Here is a 17,632-nt window from a genome sequence, read left to right on the forward strand (position 1 = left end):
TCCCAAGCGGGCTACATCTCGAGGCACAGGCCGACGTCAGCCGAGCCCAGCGGCGCCATGCCCTGCTCGAAGAATGGCACGCACACGGTTCCGGGTGTCGAGCACACGCCCGCGCCACAGTCGAGGTCACAGAACTCTGCGCAGCAGTTCGCGCCATTGCAGGCCGGCACCACCTCACCCGTCACGCACATGTTGCCCCCGGCGCAGTCATTGATGTACCCGCAGGGTTGCCCGGTCGGTATGTCCGAGGTCGTGAAGATGCAGTTGAACTCATCGGTCGCCCAAAAGCAGGCCTCGCCCACGGGGCACTCTTGCGTGAGCGGATTGCAGGTATCCACGCAAAACGCGATGGATCCGTTGCTGCCTTGCAGACAAGACGTGCCGGCCGCACAGATCGGATTCAGCGGCGTGCCCTCGCAGAACGCCGTGCAGGTCCCGATGCCCTGATCATTCACGTCCCAGCAAGCCGTGCTCTCGTCGCAGTCGTCTGTCGCCGCGACCACGCCGTCGTAGTTGCACGCCTCGCCGAGCATGCCGTTCCCCAGCACGGGCACGCACTTGTTGGCGTCCCAGTTGCCGCCTCCGCTGGCGTAAGGCACACACTTTTCGCCGTCGGGGCAGTCCTGCAAGAAGATGTCACACTCGCTGGCGCCGCCCATGTCCTCGTCTGGCGGGACGAACCCACCTCCCAGCGGATTGTCCGGTGGATCGGACGCGGAGATGTCGTCCGGATCGCCGGGTGCGGGGGCGTTGCCGGAGTCGCCGTCGCTGCATCCTTCGAGACCGGTGTCGTCGGTGTCCGTGTCGGTGTCCGTGTCGGTGTCCGTGTCGGTGCCCGTGTCGGTACCCGTGTCCGTGTCCGTGTCCGAGGTGGTGTCGCTGCTGTCGCTCGTGTCGCTGGTGTCACCCGTGCTCGACGTGTCCATCTGATCCTCGGCCGTGTCGGTCTCCGAGTCGGAGCTCGAGCCCCCGAGCGAGCTGTTGATCGTCGTCACTTGATAGCTGGTCGCCTCGTTGTCGTCGCCGCAGCCCGCGAGCAGCAGCGGGGACACGAGCGCGAGACCCAAGAGACCCACCCAGCGATCGTTCGACATACCCATAGCGCGACACTCGCACAGCCGACGCGCGAACACCAGCCAAACCGCTCGCTCGATCGAACAAAGAGAACGATCGATCTGGCGACTCGTGGCACCCCCCGATGACCGCCATTGCGACTGTCGACGTCTGATTGCTCCAGCGATCACTCGCGCTCGCGCAGGACCTTGGCGATCCGCGTGCGCCGGCCCGCCCGCGGGGGGGTGCGCATGTGCTCGACCATCTCGCCGAGCCCGTCGAGGGTCAGCGGGACCATCTCGAACAGCTGACCGATCTCGTGGATCGTCGGCGCGTCCCACAGCCGCTTGGGCTCGGGGTTGATCCAGGCCGACCGGGGAAAGTGGTCGGCGAGCTTGGCCAGGCAGCGCAACCCGCTGGGCGCCGCCTCCACGCTCCAGAAGCTCGAGCTGTTCATCATCAGCTCGCCCGGGTGCATCCACGCGTCGCCGACCAGCACCAGGTACCAGTTGCTGTCGGTCCGGCGCAGCAGCGAGTCGATGGTCACGGGCTTGGTGAAGGCCGCGTCCTCGTAGACCTTGGAGTACACGCAGTTGTGAAAGTAGTAGCTCTCGAGCTGCTTGAACCCGCCATGCTGGTGGGCGGCCGAGAACAGCCGGCTGACCAGCTCGGTGTGCGGATCCATGCTGCCGCCGACGTCGAGCAGCAAGATCATGCGCACGTCGTTCTTTCGGGGCGGCCGCATGACGATCTCGAGGTCGCCACAATTGCGGGCGGTCTCGTCGACGGTGCCGTCGATGTCCAGCTCCTCGATCGCGCCCTTGCGTTTGAGCCGACGCAGGCGTCGCAGCGCGGTGCCCATCTGCCGGGTGTCGAGGACCAGATCCTTGCGCAGGTCCCTGAACCGCCGGGCGTCGGCGACCGCCAGCGCCGAGCGGCCGCCACCGCTGCCGCCGATCCGCACGCCCGAGGGGTGCACCCCCCCCTGCCCAAACGGTGAGGTCCCGCCGGTTCCAACCCAGCGGTTGCCGCCCTCGTGCCGCTTTTTCTGCTCGGCCAGGCGCTCGAGCAGCTGCCGACGCAGCTCCTCGATGCCGATGCTCTCGAGCAGCGCGCGCATGGCCGGATCGAGGTACATCAGCTGCTTGGGGTCGCGCAGCCACTGCTCGAGCTGATCGGTCAGGTGCTCGAGATCGGTGATGACCCCGCGGAAGGTCTCGGCGAACGCGAGATCGAACCCGTCGTAGTCACCCTCGTCGTTGACCAGGATGCAGCGGGCGACCGCGTAGAACCCATCGAGCGAGGACTCGTGCAGGCCCTGGCCAAGCGCGTCGAGCAGCGCCAGCCAGTTGTGGGCGCTGACCTTGAGCCCGCGCTCGCGCAGCTTGTAGAAGAAATCGAGGAACAGCGGGATCCCCCGGCCGCCCCCGGCTGGCGGCGCTGCCTCGGCGGCGCTCAATGCCGGCCCCCGCGCGCGCCCCCACGCTCGGCCAATGTCACGTCTTGCTCCTTCTTGAGCAGCACGCCCAGGAACGGCAAGCCGGCGCCGAGCAGCTTGGCCGGATCGATGTCGGCGTGGCGCAGCGCGGCGATCCAGTCGATCAGCTCGCTCGTGCTTGGTGGCTTGCGCAGGCCGTCCAGCCGCCGCAGCCGATAGAACGCCTCGAGCGCCGAAGCGAGCAGCTCCGACTCGAGATCGGGGTGATGCACCGCGACGATCTGGGCCATCAGCTCACGCTCGGGAAACGCGATCCAGTGGAACACGCAGCGGCGCAAGAACGCGTCGGGCAGCTCCTTCTCGTTGTTGCTGGTGATCACCACGATCGGCCGCTGCTTGGCGTCGACGACCTCGCCGGTCTCGGGGATCGAGAAGCTCATCGCGTCGAGCTCGTGCAGCAGGTCGTTGGGGAACTCGAGGTCGGCCTTGTCGATCTCGTCGATCAGCACCACGCTCTGGTGCTCGGCCGCGAACGAGCGACCGAGCGGGCCAAGCTCGATGTACTTGCCGATGTCACCGACGTCGCCGTCGCCAAACCGGCTGTCGTGCAGGCGCTTGACGGTGTCGTACTGATACAGCCCCTCGACCGCCTTGGTCGTGGACTTGACCTGCCACCGGACCAGCGGCTTGCCCAGCTGCTTGGCGAGGTCGACAGCCAGCAAGGTCTTGCCGGTCCCCGGCTCACCCTTGATCAGCAGCGGTCGCCCAATCGCGATCGCCACGTCCACGGCCTTGCCCAGATCGTCGGAGACGATATAGCGCTCACTGCTCTTAAATCGGCTCATTGGTGGCGCAGTATGATGGGTTTGGACCCGCGCAGCCATGGGTGGATTGGCTCACTTTGGCAGCGGGCTGGTTTCGGCCATCTCGCGGGTCGACTGAGCCGGCTGCGCTGGTAGCGGGGAGTCAGGCCGGATCTGCGCGGGGCGTGACCGGGGCGCCCCGAGGTGATCATGCTCCGATCTCATCGAGTCTGTGGCATACCAGCCCTGTGAGCCGACCCGAGCCGAGGCGTGAGATCAGGCGTGTGACTACCCTCGTGGTCTCGCTGGTCATGCTCGCCTGCCACGGCGAGACGACCCAGCGCCCGCGGACCGCTGGCGAGGTCGCACCCGATGCCGAGACCGTGATCGCGTCCGAAGACGACGCGGGCCCGAGCGCCCGCGAGCCTGCGCAGCGCCCCCCGTACAAGCCGCCGTCGTCGCTGGGTGAGCCGATCGAGATCCGCAAGACCAAGCGCACGCGCATGGTCTACGCCGACCTCGACGAGGGCGCCGCGATCCGCGGCCGGATCCCCAGCCGCGAGAGCTTCGAGGTGTTCGAGAAGCGCGAGGGTCCCGGCTGCTCGCGGGCGTGGGCCAAGGTCGCCGCGGCCGCCTGGATCTGCCTCGAGCACACCGAGCCGAGCGACGTCGAGCCCGCGCCGCTGCCCACCCTCGAGGACGGGGCGCTGGTGCCGTTTTTGTACGCGCGACACCAGCATCACGACGTCGCCTCGACCCCGCCGATCCCCGCCTACGCCAGCGTCTCGGACGCCCGCGCCCACGCGGATCCCGTCGAGCTGCTGCCGGCCTACGGCAGCTACGCGTTCACCCGTTACCGCCCCAACAACGGCGATCCACTCCTGATCACCAGCGACCGCCGGGTGGTTCGCGCCGCCGAGCTCACGCTGTTCGACCCCAGCAAGTTCGGCGGCCGCGAGCTCGGTGAGGCGCCGATCCCTGCAGGCCACACGCTCGCGTGGGCGATCCGTTGGCAGACGTGGATTCACGCGGAGCCCAACCCCGAGTCCGACACGCTCGCCCGCGTCAACTATCACGACACGCTGAGCGTGGTCGGCGACGGCGTGGTCGGCGAAGACGGCGAGCGTTGGTTCGAGGTCCCCGCCAGCAACGACCACGCGCGCGGCTGGATCAGCGATCACGACATTGGCCGCTTCGTGCCAGCGCCACCACCCGAGCCCGTGCGCGGCGGGCAGATCACCGTGGACGTGGACCTCGACGAGCAAGTGCTGAGTGTCTGGCTCGAAGACACGCCGGTGTTTGTCACCCTGATCTCGTCGGGCAAGCGCAACGACGAGACCCCACCGGGCATCTATCGGATCGAGAACAAGCGCGCCTACGGCAAGATGCAGAGCAACGCGCACGCCCGCGATCCCTACTACGTCGACGCGGTGCCGTGGGCGATGTACTTCCAGGGCAGCTACGCGCTCCACGCTTCGTTCTGGCACGACATGTTTGGCCACCGAATGAGCCACGGCTGCGTGAACCTGTCACCGCGCGACGCGAAGCGCGTGTTCGAGCTGACGAGCCCCACCCTGCCCCACGGCTGGCTGTTCGTTCACGAGCACGCCGACGATCCCGGCGCCGTGGTGCGGGTCCGCAAGCGAGACACACCCACGCCAGATCGACGCGAGCAGCTGGGGGGTCAGGGCGGCAATTCGATCGCGGCGTGGTCAGAAGATCAAGTTCCCTGAGCGGGCAGGTTCATCAGCCGGGTGCGCGCTCGGCTGATAGACTCGCCGCGATGGCAGATCGGAAGTCGGAGCGCGAAGGATCGGCCGCTGCCGCAACCAGCGGCAAGATACGGATCAGCGCGAGCGGTCGGGACGACGACGCGACCCCGGGTGACAAGCATCTTTCGGTCATGCAGAGCGCGGCCCGCTCGCTCGGCGGTGGCCCGCGCCAGGGGTCGGACGAAGGCGGGCTAGTCGACTCCTCTGCGCTGATCCGCAGCAACGCCATGCTGTTCCTGGTCGCCGCGGTGTGCACCAGCGCGTTCACGATCACCGAGCTCGCGACCGGCCACTTTCGCGAGGTCGGGGACCATTATGGCTGGCTGATCTGGCTGGTCGTGGCCGCGGCGCTCTCGTGGCTGGCGTTCGGGCTGCGCGAGCGCGGCGGCCAACAGATCTGGACCGGACTGATCGGCATCGCGTCGCTCAACACCTTGCTCGCGTCATCGAGCATGGACAGCTCGGTGATCCTCGCGGGGGTGCTGGTGATCCTGATGTGGTGCGGGATGCTGCTGCGTCCGCGCCACAACTTGCTGCTGGCCGCCTACTGCGTCCTGACCATGTGGCTACTCGGCGGCCAGTTCGTGCTCACACCCTCGCAGATGGAGCTCCAGCCCCGGGCCGTCGCCAGCGGGTCCGGTGAGGCCGCCGCAGCCCCGGTGGACGAAGGTCGGCAGTACGCGCTGCCCGTGCTCGTCACCTTCATCGCGATCCCGCTGGGCCTCGGCGCGACCTTGCACCTGCGTCAGCGCAACGCCGAGCACAGCCTGCTGGCCAGCATCGCCAAGCTGCAAGAGCAGCGCGAGGAGCTCAAGCGCCGGCTCGAGGGCAAGAGCAACGAGCTCGAGCTCTCGCGCGAGCAGCTGTTCGAGGCTCAGAAGCTCAAGATGGTCGGGACCATGGCCGCCGGCCTCGCCCACGAGCTCAACAACATCCTCACGCCGATCCGCGGCCACGCCGAGCTCATCACCGAGGGCGATCACAAGGTCGAGCAGACCCGCCGCTATGGCCAGCGGATCCTCGACTCGGCGATCTCGGCCGCGCAGATCACCCAGGCGCTGCTCACCTACGCCCACAAAGACACCTATCAGCCGGTCCGCTCCAACCTCCGTCAGCTGCTGCAGAGCACGATCTTGCCGATGCTGTCCAACGCGCTGCCGGGCAACGTCAAGCTCGAGATCGAGCTCGCGCGCAGCGTCTCGGTCGACGTCGATCGCAACCTGTTTCAGCAAGCGATCGTCAACTTGGTGTTCAACGCATGCGACGCGATGCCCGAAGGCGGCGTGATCACGGTCGGGCTCACGACCAGCACCGAAGCCGCCAGCGAGAAGGCCGAGGCCGCCGACGACAGCGAAGACTTCAACCCCGAGACCGAGCGCAGCGCGATCGTGACGGTGAGCGACAACGGCACCGGGATCGAAGAGGACCACCTGCGCCAGATCTTCGACCCCTTCTTCACGACCAAGGCGGTCGGGTCCGGCAGCGGGCTGGGGCTCGCCATGGTCATGGGCACGATCACGCGCCACCACGGCCGGGTCGACGTCGAGAGCGTGGTCGGTGAGGGCACGACCTTCAAGATCTACCTGCCGCTCGCGGTGACCGACGAGAAGGCCGACGCGCCCAAGCCCTGGCCGGTCCTGCGCGGGGACGCCAAGGGCCCCGTCGTGGTCGTGCTGACCGAAGATCAAGACGCGCTCGACGAGTTCGAGGAGCTGCTCGAGGCGACGGAGTGCGCGCCGATCTGCACCAACGACGCCAAGGGCGCGACGCCGCTGCTCACCGAGATGGGCGACAAGGTCGATCTGTTGATCCTCGACCTCGAGATCACCGCGACCGACGGCAAGCGCCTGTTCAAGACCGTGCGCGAGCTGTTCCCCGAGATGCCCGTGATCTTGCTGTCGAACCAGCCGACCGATCCGATGCTGCAGCGCATGATCGCCGCCGGCCCGACCCGATCGGTGCGCAAGCCGATGGACAACCGGCTATTCTCGGCCGTGCTCACGGACCTGCTCAACCCGACTGAAGGCTACCTGCGCGGCGACTTCACGCCCGTGCCGATCACACCTGGGGCCGACGTCTCGGGCCCCCACCCCCGCGCGGGCTGAGCCGGTATGCGCGCATGAACTCACCTGAAGGATCGGTTCAGATCCAGCTGCGGATGCGGCTGCGCTATGACGGGCGTGGGTATCGCGGCTGGCAGCGACAAGCCGGCGCTGCGACCGTGCAGGGCGCGATCGAGGCGGCGATCACCGCGGTCACCGGCCTCGACCTCCACATCAGGGGCTCGGGTCGGACCGACCGGGGCGTGCACGCGCAGGGACAGATCGCAACGGTGACCCTGCCCGAGCACATCGCCGCCGACGGGGCGCTGCTCGAGCGCTTCACCGCCGCGCTCGGTGGCGCGCTGCCTGACGACATCGGCCTGCTCGAGGTCGATCGTGTGCCGCTCGAGTTTCATCCGCGCGAGCACGCGATCGCCAAGCGCTATCGCTACGAGATCTGGAACGGTGGCAAGTGCCCGCGCGACCTCGAGGGGCAGGTCTGGGAGGTCCGCCGGCCGCTCGACGTCGAGGCCATGCGCGCGGCCTTGCATGTGTTCGTGGGCCAGCATGACTTCACGTCGTTCGCGACCCGCAGCAACTTCGACCGCACGTCGAGCGTGCGCGTGGTCGAGTCGTTCACGCTCGATCAGCTGTACAAGCAAAAGCGGCGGGTCACCCTGAACATCACCGCCGACGGATTTCTGTACAAGATGGTCCGCAATTTGGTGCGGGCGGTCGCCAAGGTCGGCGAGGGTCGCTACGACACCGCGCGCCTGGCCGAGATCTTGGCTGCACGCGATCGCGCCGCCGCGCCCGGCAGCGCGCCCGCGTCCGGGCTGGTGCTCGACGAAGTGTTCTATCGGCCGGTGACGGACTCGCCCCCGCTCGCGTGATTGCCTGCTTCACACCCTCGCGCCCGGCGGCCCCGCGCTTCGATGTCATGACGAGGTTGGAATCGACATGCGCCGCAGTGTCCAAACCACATGACCCGTCTGCGCCGAGGAGCCCCTGCCGCCCTTCTCCCATTGCTGACACTGCTGGCACTGCCGGAGCTCGCCTGCGGTGGAGACCGACCCGCCACCGACGGAGCGGACGGCGACGCCGGGGGGACGCTCGGAACCGAGAGCGGCGACGATGGCAGCGGCAGCGACGAGAGCGGTGACGCCACCGCGGACGGGACAGGCGACGGCGACGGGGACGGCGACCCCGGCGATGGCGACGGCGATGGCGACGATGGCCTGGTCGTCGCGTTCGGGCCGGGCGCGCTGATCATCCCGATGGACACCGACTTCCAGGACATGGGCATGCTCGAGGCCTACGGGCTGCTCTATCAGCTGCTGCTGGCCAAGGTCCCGGTCTCTTGGGCGATCGCCCCCGGTAAGGAACTCGGCGATGTGGACTTCACGACCTCGGCCGTCGATCTGCGCAGCGGCGCAGAGGTGCTCGATCACGGCTACCGCGGCGGCCCGTTCGTGGTTCACCCTGACGACGTCGCGCTCGCGCTCCCGGTCGTTCAGGACTGGCTCGACGCCAACCCCAACACCAACGTTCACGAGGCCAGCGCTCCGTTCGAGGTGTTCGTCGCCCGCTACCTGCTGCAAGCCCCGACCATCGCGATCTTCGCCGACGGCAACGAGGACATCGCCCGCGGCTACCTGTTGGCGGCAAAGATCCCCGACTCCACGGGCGACCTGAGCTGGCCCGACGACAGCCCCGACCTGCTCGACGTGGACGAGGTCGCCGGGCCCAGCGACGTCGACCATCAAGACGGGGCCCTGTTCGGCGGCAAAGAGGCGCCGATCTACTGCCAGTTCATGTCGATGCACTGGGGCATCAACGAGGCCCTGAACAATCCCGAGGTCGTCGCCGAGGTCGGCCAGTACCTGCGCTTCTCGACCCACTTCTTCGCCGAGTGTCAGGCCGTCAACGCGTTCGAGAACCACCCAGAGTTCGGCCACTTTTTGACCCCGAACGGGCTCGAGATCGCGGACCGGCCCACGACCTACGACTTCTACCGAATGGACACGCCCTTCGGTCAGCACGACGGCAGCTTCGAGAGCGTTGGCGGCAGCGAGCCGGCCTACACCCTGCCGGCTGGCGACAGCTACCTCGAGAGCGACACCACGATCATCTCCGAGGCCGGCACCGCCGAGGGCGTGGCCGACGTGTGGATGACCGGCTTTCGCAACGGCCAGTGTCCGGCGTCCGCCAAGGTCTGCCCGGGCGCGGGCAAGATCAGCTACCTCGGCGGCCACGCCTACGACACCAAGCTACCGATCTCGCAAAACCCCACCACGGTGGGGGTGCGGCTGTTTCTCAACTCGCTGTTCGAGGCGCCCTGCACCTTCAAGTGATCCCACGGCTTCTGCGGGGTAGGCAGCTAGTTCGCGGGCTCGGCCGGCTCGGTCGCGGGTCCGGTCAGCTCGGCGGCGGCCAGCTCGGGCGCGCTCGACCCGTTGACGCGCGGCTTCGGATCCGCGGCCTCGGCTGGCTCGTCCGCTTGTAGCTCCCCCGCAGGCACCAGCTGCTTGACGAGCTCCGCGAGCTCGGCCCGCGCCTGCTCGGTCGTCATCCCGGCGTTCAGCTTGACTTGCAGCTTCAGGAGCGCCGACGCGGCGTCGACCCGCGCGTCGCGGACCCGCGCGTCACCGGCGGACTTGGCCACCTGCTGCTGTTCGTCCGCCAGCTTCTTGGGGTCGCTGCTGATCAGATCCTCCACGGTGCTGACCAGGCGATCCAAGATCCGGTGAACCACCGACGCCGAGAACCCGCCGAGCAACGCCAGCATCGGCCGCGCCACCGTATACAGCGCGTTGCTCTCATCAATCGAGATCAGCGAGGCCAGGATCAATCCCGAGATCACGCCGAGCAAGAATCGAACCCAGTAGGTCGACGCATAGTCGGGATCGTAGGTGCCGCGGACAATGTACTCATTGACCTTGAACAGCCCGTGAAAACAAGACCCAAGCGAGGCGATCGACAGGAAGAACAGCTGATTGAGCAGCAGCCTCGGGCCCGAGGACAACAGCGGGTTGCCGTCGGCCGGGTCGGCCGAGACCAGCGGCGAGGTTCCAACCGCGAGCATCACGACCACCGACACTCCGGCGACGATCGCCATGTTGCGCGGCATCGGCATCCGCAGCCACAAATTGTTGTTGTCGTAGCCCGCGACCTGATGCATCAGTCGCAGCGGTCGCGGCTGCGCAGGCGCGATCACCTGGGCGAGCCGCTGGTGGGTCCTGCTCAGCCTCCCAATTGTGGGCGCGCTGGCCTTCGCTTCGTCGAGCTTGGCCTGCGACAGCGTCTCGGCCGCGTGTTGGGCTCGAGCTTCGCCCCAGGCCACGGCCGCCGCGACGTCTTCGACGATCGCAGAGCTGAGCGGCCGACCGCTGCCCATGGCGTAGCGCAGCATGGCGTCGCACTCCGCCGTGATCACCTGATAAGGCGACTCCCATTCATGATCGGTATCATTGGTCTTGGCCACGATGAGGTGGCCAGTGTACCCAAATTCTCAGGAAACCGGGGCGCGATCGCAGGCGCTCAGCGCTGGCCGATCGGGCTGGACTGAACCCCAGCCGGGTGCAGCCGCACAGGCTCGCCGCTGCCCTCGATGCTGACCACGTACCAGTCGCCCCACTCGAGCCGCATCTGCACGCTGATCTTCTTGCCCTCGCCGACGTCGACGGTGGCCACCGCCTGCGGCGTGTAGAACCCAGGTCGAACCTCGACCCGCTCGACCACCGCCCGCAACCCCGCGAGCGCTTCGATGGTGGTGAGCACCGTGATGCTGCGCGCCGCCTCGAGGCTGTGGACCCGCTGGACCGCGAGCATCAGGGCGTCGTGCCGATCGTAGTTGCCGTGCCAGCGCGCGGCCATGTAGGCGCTGCCCAGCTCATAAAAGAAGGTCACGACCGCGTGCTTGGACATCGAGCCCTCAACCCCGAGCTTGCGCATGAACGCGTCGCTGGAGGTGTGGTCGACCATGCCCTCGAACATCGGCGTGGGGTCGTTGCCGCCGCGCGCGGCCTCGACCAGCAGCTCGTCGATCGAGGTCACGAAGCTCTGCAAGACCGTGCCCTCGATGCTGCGCTCGAGCAGCACATCCACGGTCTCCCCGCGAACCTCTCGGGCCCGGCTGGGCGAGGTCAGGCGGCGCAGCTCACCGCCCGAGCCAGCCCCGAGCGCGGCCACGTAGGCCTTGACCCGATCCTCGGCGCGCTGCTGCTGCTCACCGCTGGTGCCGAGCTTGGGCCGCTCCGCGAGCATCCGCGCGGCCTCGCTGATCGGGATCGCAAACCCACCCTTTTGATCCTTCCAGGTCCAGGTGACCACGCCGACCGCCCGACCAAAACGATCCAACACGGGCCCGCCGCTCTGGCCCTGCTCGATCTGCGCGCTGACCCCCAGGTAGGGGCCCGGGCCGACCGTGGGGTTGTAGACCTCGAGCCGCTCGACCCGGCCCGTGTGGGCCAGCAGTCCCGGATCGTGCTCGAGCTCGGCCGCCTCTTCGGGGCCGACCTCGCGCGACAACAGCACCACCGCGTCGCGCTCCGCGACATAGTGGCTGGCCGGCGCGCGCTTGCCCGTGGCCAGGGCCAGATACGGCAGCGGCTCGTCGCTCTCGATCCGAAGCAGCGCGAGGTCCCGAACCGGATCGATATAGACGATCTCGACCTGGGTGAACTCCGGCGCCGGATCGAGGCCCGGAAAGCTGACCATGTCGATGTAGTCGGCGTCCTCGACCACGTGGCGGTTGGTGATCATGTAGCCGCCCGGATCGATCACGAAGCCAAGCCCGCGACCGGTGTCGGTGATGACCACGCCGATCGCCCCGACCGAGCGCTCGGCCACGGCGCCTGGTTCGTACGAGCGGCGCTTGGCGCCCTCCAGCACCCGCACGCCGTTGAGTTCCTGGGCCGAGGCGCAGGCCCCCGTCGTGCTCAGCAATAGCGCCAGGACGGCGATCGCCGGCACCCGCCGAGTGCAGCTCAAACCGCGTGAACCCACTGTTGGGCAGCTTACGCTGGTGGAGGCGGCGTGGCCAGTGAGGGTCCGATGGCGGTGCGAAATTGCGCTGCCGGCCGAAGCGTCGCGTGCGCAGCCGGCAATCGGACTGCTGCACATAAAACCCACCGAAGCGGCGAGCGAAGTACGCCAAGTCGGCATGCGCTCGGCGCCGACTCGTGCCATCGTTGGGCGGCGTGCGGGTCGAACTCGAGAACGTTGGCAAGACCTACGACGGCGACAGCTGGGCGGTCCGCGACCTGAAGCTCGATATCCAAAGTGGCGAGATCTTTGGCCTGATCGGCCCCAACGGCGCCGGCAAGTCGACCACGCTGCGCATGATGGCCACCGTCATGACCCCGACGGAGGGCCAAGTCCGCCTCGATGGTCATGACTCGAGCGCCGATCCGCTCGCCGCCCGCCGCCGCATCGGGTTCCTGGGCGACGGCAACCCGCTCTACAAGGACATGACGCCGGCCGACTACCTGCGCATGTTTGGCCAGTGTTTCCGCATGGGTCGGGCGGAGCTCGAGGCCGCGATCGACGAGACCCTGACCACCTTTGATCTCAGCGCAAAGCGCGACACCGTCTGCGGTGACCTGTCCAAGGGCATGCGCCAGCGCGTGCTAATCGCCCGCTGCCTGCTGCACAAGCCCAATTTGTTGATCCTCGACGAGCCGGCCGACGGGCTCGACCCGCGCGGCCGCTCGGACCTGCGCCGCACCCTCGACCGCGTGCGCGACAGCGGGGTCACGATCGTCATCTCGTCCCACATCCTGCGCGAGCTCGATGATCTGTGTGACCAAGTCGCGATCATCCAGAGCGGCCGCCTGGTCGTCGCCGGCAACGTCGACAAGATCATCGACAGCCACGAGGTCAGCCGCTTCGTCTACGAGCTGCGCACGATCGAAGGGCACGAGCGCGCGCTCGAGGTCCTGGCCAGCCAGCGCGTGCTGATCGAGCACACCGGCGAGTCCGAGGGTCAAAAGCTGATCCGCATGCAAGTCCAAGGTGACGAGGCGCTCATGGCCTCGATCCTCGCCGAGCTCATCACCGCCGGGGTCAAGGTCGTGACCTGCAGTCGCCTGCGCTCGCGGCTCGAAGACGTCTACGACCGCATCTCCGCCGACCAAGTCAACTAGTCCCCCACCGCCGGCGCCGCAGCGCTGGCTGGAGTCCACCTCATGCAAGCTCTCCTCTCCAAGCTCCCGGCCTTCGCCCTGCCCTTCGTGACCCGCTCGCTGCGCGGTGGTCGGGGCAGGCGCTATGTGATCTTCAGCCTGATCCTCGCCGCGTTGACCAGCCTCATCGGCATGTGGCTGACCCTCGGCAGCGGCACCCTCGAGCAGAGCCTGCGGACGGATCTCGGGGTCGAGGCCTACGAGTACGAGGTCGAGCGCGAGACCTTCACGGTCCTCACCCACGACCCCTTCGAGCATCGCCGGGCCAAGGCCGAGATCGCCACGCTGGAGGCCAACGGGGGCTACCCCGACACCTACTACGGCGAGGCCTACGATCTGTTCGAGCAGGGCCAAACCATGGTCCGCCAGGCTGCGGTCTCGCCCGCGGCCGATCCCAGCCACAACCTGCTGCATCAGCGAGCCGCCGCGTTGATCGACGACCCGCAGTTCAACCAGTACGGCGGTTGGGACAACACCTTCCCGTGGCACGATTCAGTCCAGGTTCGGATGCTCGAGGCCGTGCTCGACCACGACGGGATCCCCCAGGTCGCGGCCTACAGCTCGCCCCTGGGTGTCGCCGACGGCCTGAAGCTCATCGGCATGTTCGCCGGGATGCTCCTGGCCGGGCTCGCCACCGTGTTCGCCCCGCTGCTCGTGGCGGTTCAGCAGGCGCAAGAGCGGCACGAGAACACCTTGATGCCGCTGACTGGCACCGCGCTGTCGCCCCGCGAGCTCGCGGTCGGCCTGGCCGCCGGGCCCACCGCGGTGATCGGCATCTTCGCCGCGCCGCAGCTGCTGATCTTCTTGGTCTGCGCCCTGCTCGTCGGTGAGATCTTCGTCGCGGGCGCGCTGCTGGCCGCGCTGGCTGCAACCGGCGCGCTGTTCATCTTCGGCGCCCAGCTGCTCGGCCAGCTCATGGGTGACAAGCGCACGCCGGGGATCATCGGCATCGCGCTGATGTGCCTGACCGGCGTCGCGTGGCTGGCGGGCGCAGGCCTGATGTCCAGCGGCGAGCACGACATCGCCGGCATCTCCGCCGTGCTCCCGCACTTGGGCCTCTCGGCGCTGCTGGTCGAGACCTTTTTCGACGTCGAGGCCAGCTTCAGCCAGGTGTTCGTCGGCGCGTTCGTGTGGATCGGCGGGGCCGTGATCTTGGGCTGGCTGACCATGAACGCGCTCTCGCGCCGCATCGAGGGCAGCGGCGGCGTGCTCCTGGATCGGTGGTCGGCGCTGATCGGCGCGCTGACCTGCATCGCGCTGGTCAATGTTGCGATCCCCGACCTCAACCACAGCGAGGGGTTCGTGCGCCAGTACGTTGGGCTCGGCATGCTCGCGCTCCCGCTGGCGCTGCTGCTCATGTCCCGGGTCCCCACCGGCGACGGGCACCCGCGCATGCGCTCGGTGCCGGTCCCCGCGCTGCTGCTCGAGTTTGGCAGCTGGGGGGTGCTGCACCTGGTGATCGTGGCCGCGCTGTTCGGCAGCAGCGTCGAGTCGCTGCACCCGGTGGCGCTCGGCTGGCTGGTGTGGTGCACGGCCGTGCTGGCGCTCATTGCGATCCGCATCGTCGCGGTCCCCGGCAAGATCGCCGCGAACCTGTGGGCGGGGTTCTGCGCGATGTCGCTGTTGGTCGGGTTTGGCCAGGCGATCTTCTGGGCCGACGGCTCGGGGCACCACGGTTTCGGCGACGTGTTCGTGATGAGCGGGCTGAGCCCGGTGCTGGGTCTGCTGCAGATCGCGCTCACGATCTGGATCCCGACCTCGCTGGTCCTGCACTTGCGCAAGAGTTTGCGGGCGATTTCTTAGTGCACGTGAAAGCTTTCATTCCTCAAGAAACCGGCTAAGCTCCTGGCCATGAGTCTCTCCCGCGTGCCGCTGGCGGCCCTGCTGTTGTTGTCCCTGCCCTGCTTTGCCTGCGTGGCTGATCCCCCGGCGGCCACCAAGGCGGAGCAGAAGCAGCCAGCCACGGCGGACGCCGACCCAGACGCCAAGGCTGACGTGAAGGCTAGTGCGACGGCTGACGCGAAGCCGCTGGGCAAGTACGAGCTGACCGAAGAAGAGGTCGACCTGCTCGCGCGCGATCCGAAGACGCTCGGCCCCGAGCAGAACCGCAAGCGCGCGTATGCGCTGCGCAAGAAGATCATGCAGAACCCCGACTCGGAGGCCGCGAGGGCGCTCGAGGATGCCCGCGAGGCTGCGCTTGCTGGGCAGGTGGAGATTCCGGGTCAGCCGCCCAAGGAGAAGGGGATGGTGATCGAGGCGCCGGAGTATCTGCGGAATCCGGATCAGACCTATGATCCGTCGCTGGCTGACGACAAGCCTGCGGGCTAGGGAGCCCGTACGGCGGGATACGGATTTCCGCAACGATGGCGCGGCCTTGGCCCGCATCCCGCCGTGATTGTTTGGGCTGCTGCAGCAGAGTCACAGCACAAGGACAGCACGAGTTTTTGGCGGCTGGGCGGTGGCCGAGTGCGGCAGGCGTGGGCCTGAACCTTGCACCGGGCCGTATCGCTCCTCAAGTCGCTCTCGGGGGGGAGTCTACGTTGGAGCGAGCCTCGTCATCGATGCCGATCTACCGCATCGACCAAGACATCTGCTGGCAGATGACTTCACCGCCTCGCGGCTCCATGCGCAGTCCGACTGGACCGACGACCACGAGCTGCTGCCCCACGCGTCACGAAGTGAGCGACCATGATCGACGCAAACGTTCCGGCGCTGGCTCCTTGCCGATCACTACGGTGTCCCGACTCATGATCGCTGATGGAGCTTCGCAAGGCCAAGCCGAGACTGTGGCGACACGGTGCCCTTCTTGCCGCGGATGCACCCTAACCGAGCAACATCGGGGGCCTTTTGGGGCCGAGACACCGCTTGGCGCCGGCCCGCGGGAATGCCGGGCTACCGCCCAGAGAGCTGCAACCCACGAGCCGTGATGACACCACGTAACCCGGGCACTTCCCACTGAGAGCCCGGATGCTTGACGCGCAGCTGATGAAGCGCGCACGTCGACTCGGTTGCCCCGCTGCCGATCGCCATCCCGTGCTCACGCGCGGCTTTGTATTTCATCAATGGCCTTCGCTTCTTGAAGTAGGTCAGGGCCGAATGGAGGGCGGCTGCGACTGTGGCCTCGAGGTCGGGTTTGTCTGCCTCGCGCCGGAGATGACGCACGACTCGCTGTGCGCCGTCCTCCTCGTTCAGCAGCCAGTTGCGGTAGGTACGTCGCATGTCGTAGGGGTCGCCGTCATTGCATGCGACGATGACCGCATCGAGGTAGGCGATGGCGTGATGGAAGTCGACGAGCTGCCAGCGAGGGACTCCTTCGGGAAGACGCTCGCGCAGCTCGCGAGGGAGGGTTTCGAGCTCCGCGGCGCCGTCCTGGATGGTCACCACGGGGACATCTCGTCGGTGTTCGATGTGGTGGATGATTTCGTCGGCCATGCGCGCGACGAGATCATCGACGTCGGCGTCGGCGTCTGCCCCATATCGCAGTGTTCGGCGCGCCTCGCCATCGGTATCGTAGAGTGTGACGTTGCCCGCCCAAGCCATCCGCCAGTTACACTCGCAAGGGTCGACGGGGGTCCGCTGATATACGCGCTGTTGTCGAGCTGCCAGCTTCGCGTCGCGCTTGGGTCCCTCAGGCAGCTCCTCCCGCATCCGCGCGGCGAAACGATCGAGGCCGCAGCTGATCGATCCGAGCTCGAAGTCGAGGTCCTCCTCGACACGGACGTTGCCCTCGAGCTCGCGTGCCGTCGTCGCCATGTCGCCGTAGAGGCCATCGAGCCGGTTCTTCAGCGTCGTCCGGCTCGGCGGGAGAAACCCGAGTCGCGCGAGCGTGGCTTCGACCTCGCGGCTCGTCAGCGTCGCCGCGAGGCCACCCGCGGCCAGAGCCAGGTCGGGCAGCAAAGAACCGTCGACGACGCCCACGACGACATCGAGCGGGTGAATGGTCGGTCCGTTGCGTACGCCCTCGCGGCGATACAGCGGCTCGTCAACGACGTGAGCTCCCCACAAACCGTGGTACAGGCACGTCGACTCCTGACTGAGCCGCTTGTAGGGCTCTCCGTCGACGGTGACCCGCGACGCAGTGGTCCGCGCGGCCTCGAGCCGCTTTTGCTCGCATCGCCACATGAGCTCTCCGGCAATTGAGCGTTCGGCGAACGACTGCTCCATCCAACTGTCGCCGCTAGCTCGCGTGCGCGCCCTCCTCATGATGGCTTCGGCCATCGCGTCGAGCTCTTCATCGGTTTGATCGATCTGGGGGATCCTGGCGTTCCTGGGCATACCTGGTTAAGTCGTTGCTGAAGCCTGTCGTGATCCCAGGACGGCTCAGTCCGAGGGGGGTTCA

The 17,632-nt window shown here is 67.6% G+C and carries 13 protein-coding genes; 7 read left to right on the forward strand and 6 right to left on the reverse strand.

The features are described from left to right. Window positions 1-11: 11 nt before the first annotated feature. From ENSA7_RS45420 to ENSA7_RS21700, 3 genes are all read right to left on the reverse strand, one after another. The gene (locus ENSA7_RS45420) at window positions 12-1,100 is read right to left on the reverse strand and encodes a hypothetical protein (protein WP_244923866.1); all 1,089 of its coding nucleotides are present in this window, start codon (window positions 1,098-1,100) and stop codon (window positions 12-14) included. A 140-nt stretch (window positions 1,101-1,240) separates the two neighbouring features. Beyond that, window positions 1,241-2,512 carry a VWA domain-containing protein gene (locus tag ENSA7_RS21695; protein ID WP_244923867.1) on the reverse strand — a complete coding sequence of 424 codons (1,272 nt, stop codon included), beginning with the start codon at window positions 2,510-2,512 and terminating at the stop codon, window positions 1,241-1,243. Then, the gene (locus ENSA7_RS21700; protein ID WP_106091228.1) at window positions 2,509-3,336 is read right to left on the reverse strand and encodes an AAA family ATPase; all 828 of its coding nucleotides are present in this window, start codon (window positions 3,334-3,336) and stop codon (window positions 2,509-2,511) included. Before ENSA7_RS21700 ends, ENSA7_RS21695 begins: the two co-directional genes overlap by 4 nt. A 242-nt stretch (window positions 3,337-3,578) precedes the next feature. Between ENSA7_RS21700 and ENSA7_RS21705 the strand changes: the two genes are divergently transcribed. From ENSA7_RS21705 to ENSA7_RS21720, 4 genes are all read left to right on the forward strand, one after another. Beyond that, entirely contained in the window at window positions 3,579-5,027 is a 1,449-nt protein-coding gene (locus ENSA7_RS21705) for a L,D-transpeptidase (protein ID WP_146157974.1), read from the forward strand. 50 nt (window positions 5,028-5,077) lie between these two features. Next, window positions 5,078-7,171 carry a hybrid sensor histidine kinase/response regulator gene (locus ENSA7_RS21710; protein ID WP_106091230.1) on the forward strand — a complete coding sequence of 698 codons (2,094 nt, stop codon included), beginning with the start codon at window positions 5,078-5,080 and terminating at the stop codon, window positions 7,169-7,171. A 14-nt stretch (window positions 7,172-7,185) separates the two neighbouring features. Next, window positions 7,186-8,001: a tRNA pseudouridine(38-40) synthase TruA gene (gene truA, locus ENSA7_RS21715; RefSeq protein ID WP_106091231.1), complete on the forward strand. Its 816-nt coding sequence runs from the start codon at window positions 7,186-7,188 to the stop codon at window positions 7,999-8,001. 132 nt (window positions 8,002-8,133) lie between these two features. Further along, window positions 8,134-9,462 (forward strand): hypothetical protein, encoded by a 1,329-nt coding sequence (locus ENSA7_RS21720; protein ID WP_106091232.1) that lies wholly within the window; start codon window positions 8,134-8,136, stop codon window positions 9,460-9,462. Between the two features lie 26 nt (window positions 9,463-9,488). Here the strand turns inward: ENSA7_RS21720 and ENSA7_RS21725 are convergent, their stop codons facing one another. After that, window positions 9,489-10,592 carry a hypothetical protein gene (locus ENSA7_RS21725; protein ID WP_106091233.1) on the reverse strand — a complete coding sequence of 368 codons (1,104 nt, stop codon included), beginning with the start codon at window positions 10,590-10,592 and terminating at the stop codon, window positions 9,489-9,491. A gap of 56 nt (window positions 10,593-10,648) precedes the next feature. Further along, the gene (locus ENSA7_RS21730) at window positions 10,649-12,082 is read right to left on the reverse strand and encodes a S1 family peptidase (RefSeq protein ID WP_181233981.1); all 1,434 of its coding nucleotides are present in this window, start codon (window positions 12,080-12,082) and stop codon (window positions 10,649-10,651) included. Window positions 12,083-12,309: 227 nt separating this feature from the next. On the opposite strand from ENSA7_RS21730, the gene ENSA7_RS21735 reads away from it, so the two are divergent. Genes ENSA7_RS21735 through ENSA7_RS21745 form a run of 3 tightly spaced genes read left to right on the forward strand, consistent with a single transcriptional unit; the run spans window position 12,310 to window position 15,621 of the window. After that, window positions 12,310-13,254, forward strand: a complete 945-nt coding sequence (locus ENSA7_RS21735) for an ABC transporter ATP-binding protein (RefSeq protein WP_181233982.1) — start codon at window positions 12,310-12,312, stop codon at window positions 13,252-13,254. 42 nt (window positions 13,255-13,296) lie between these two features. Next, window positions 13,297-15,096, forward strand: a complete 1,800-nt coding sequence (locus tag ENSA7_RS21740) for a hypothetical protein (protein WP_106091235.1) — start codon at window positions 13,297-13,299, stop codon at window positions 15,094-15,096. A gap of 48 nt (window positions 15,097-15,144) precedes the next feature. Further along, window positions 15,145-15,621 (forward strand): hypothetical protein, encoded by a 477-nt coding sequence (locus ENSA7_RS21745; RefSeq protein WP_106091236.1) that lies wholly within the window; start codon window positions 15,145-15,147, stop codon window positions 15,619-15,621. A 564-nt stretch (window positions 15,622-16,185) separates the two neighbouring features. On the opposite strand, the gene ENSA7_RS21750 is transcribed toward ENSA7_RS21745, so the two are convergent. Continuing rightward, a complete protein-coding gene (locus tag ENSA7_RS21750) occupies window positions 16,186-17,511 on the reverse strand; it encodes a hypothetical protein (protein ID WP_146157975.1) in 1,326 nt (441 codons plus the stop codon). Window positions 17,512-17,632 lie beyond the last annotated feature (121 nt).

The sequence above is a fragment of the Enhygromyxa salina genome (assembly GCF_002994635.1).
GTDB classification, from domain to species: Bacteria; Myxococcota_A; Polyangia; order Nannocystales; family Nannocystaceae; genus Plesiocystis; species Plesiocystis salina_B.

Bases quoted from the DNA above. Each gene is read 5' to 3' on its own strand.
- ENSA7_RS45420 (WP_244923866.1), bottom strand. From the start codon at position 1,100: ATGGGTATGTCGAACGATCGCTGGGTGGGTCTCTTGGGTCTCGCGCTC.
- ENSA7_RS21700 (WP_106091228.1), bottom strand. From the start codon at position 3,336: ATGAGCCGATTTAAGAGCAGTGAGCGCTATATCGTCTCCGACGATCTG.
- ENSA7_RS21710 (WP_106091230.1), top strand. From the start codon at position 5,078: ATGGCAGATCGGAAGTCGGAGCGCGAAGGATCGGCCGCTGCCGCAACC.
- truA (WP_106091231.1), top strand. From the start codon at position 7,186: ATGAACTCACCTGAAGGATCGGTTCAGATCCAGCTGCGGATGCGGCTG.
- ENSA7_RS21740 (WP_106091235.1), top strand. From the start codon at position 13,297: ATGCAAGCTCTCCTCTCCAAGCTCCCGGCCTTCGCCCTGCCCTTCGTG.
- ENSA7_RS21745 (WP_106091236.1), top strand. From the start codon at position 15,145: ATGAGTCTCTCCCGCGTGCCGCTGGCGGCCCTGCTGTTGTTGTCCCTG.
- ENSA7_RS21750 (WP_146157975.1), bottom strand. From the start codon at position 17,511: ATGGCCGAAGCCATCATGAGGAGGGCGCGCACGCGAGCTAGCGGCGAC.